Source organism: Actinosynnema sp. NPDC023658, assembly GCF_040639995.1.
Lineage (GTDB): Bacteria > Actinomycetota > Actinomycetes > Mycobacteriales > Pseudonocardiaceae > Actinosynnema.
Genome location: NZ_JBFAAX010001255.1, coordinates 1 through 1452, shown reverse-complemented (window position 1 = coordinate 1452; position 1452 = coordinate 1). Strand labels below are relative to the sequence as shown.

Sequence of the window (1452 nt, the reverse complement as noted above, 5' to 3'; positions counted from 1 at the left end):
GTCGCGCTCGTCCGGCCGTCCACCGCCGACGACGCGTAGGAGAGGGCCAACTGGGGAGCGAGGCCGCCCGGGACGGGCGGGACCCGCATCGGGTAGGACCTGGTGAAGTCGCCGGTCTGGCCGGAGACGTCCCACTTGGCCGACGGCGAGAGCGGGGTGGCCCTGCTGGTGCCACCGCCGTCCACGCCGCCGCTGCCCGGTCGCTGGTCGCCGTGCAGCTCGTTCGCGGTGGCCTCGTCCGGGCCCCGCGAGGTGTCCATCTTCTGCTCGGTCACCTTCGTGGACGAGGTGTCGGGCAGGGGCACCGAGGGCTCCCCGGCCCAGGCGGCCGGGGAGATCGCGGTCGTCACCACCGAGGTGACGAGGACGAGGGTGAGCAGGACTGCCAGGCGTCTGCCGCCGGCGCGCATGGTTCCTCCGATCATGATCCGAACACCGCCGCTTCGGTCGGGGCGTCGACGAGCACGTAGCCCAACTGCTTCTCCATCGGGTAGCCGGCGCAGCCCGGGTCCTGCGCCACGAAGCTGTCCGTGCCCCTGCACCGGTACAGCGGCCGGCTCGGCCCGGCGGGCGCGACCGTCCAGATGTGGCCCTGCGAGCCCACGACGGTCTTGCCCTCGCACGCCGCGTCGGTGGACGCGAACGAGTCGCCCCCGTCGCGGCACAGCATCAGCGGCGTGGTGTCGGGCAGCCCGGCCATCGCCAGCACGCCGTCCGCCACCCCGAACGTCGACGCCACCGGCGCCCCGTTCGTGGTCGACACGTCGTCGTAGCCCGGCACGATGTAGCGCACCAGCGCGGCGTAGCCGACCGAGTAGCCCAGCAGGCCCTCCGACGTGCCGCCCTCGCAGGCGCCGGACCGCGACTCGAACCGGTCGCCGCCCGCCAGGCAGCGGTAGAGCGCGACGGTCGGGACGTTGGTCGGCTGCACGGTGTACACCAGGCCGATCCCGCCCAGCGAGGTCTTGCCCTCGCACGCCGCGTCCGTCGAGGTGAACGCGTCCGTCCCGGCCGCGCACGCGTACAGCTGCCTGGTGTTCGGCCCCGCGGCGGCCGACCGGCCCAGGACGCCCTCGAAGTGGTACCCGGCGCGGACCTGGTCGGTCGGACCGGTGTAGTGGTCGCCCGCGCCGTTGACGAACCGGCCCAGCTGACCCGCCACCGGCGCCGGCCACCCGGCCCGCTCCGCGATCGTGCTGTCGCGCAGGATCCCCTCCGCGGCGTGCACCTCGTCCAGGTCGCCCCGGAAGAACCCGGCCGGCGTGCCGTTGACCTTGCTCCGGCCGATCACCTCCTTGCCGGTCGCGGGCCACAGCACGGCCCCGTTGCGGGTGCCGACCAGCCGGCCGTCGACGTACAGCCGCAACTGCCGCGCGGCGTAGTCGTACACGCCGGCCAGGTGCGTCCACTCGTTCACCTTCGCCGCCGCCACGTCCGCCGCGTAGACCAGCG

The 1452-nt window shown here is 74.2% G+C and carries 2 protein-coding genes; both read right to left on the bottom strand.

The window, feature by feature from the left end:
* On the bottom strand, positions 1-425 hold a 425-nt coding region (locus AB0G02_RS40040; protein ID WP_360805718.1), incomplete at its 3' end, for a hypothetical protein.
* On the bottom strand, positions 422-1452 hold a 1031-nt coding region (locus AB0G02_RS40035; protein WP_360805715.1), incomplete at its 5' end, for a LamG-like jellyroll fold domain-containing protein. The genes AB0G02_RS40040 and AB0G02_RS40035, both read right to left, overlap by 4 nt.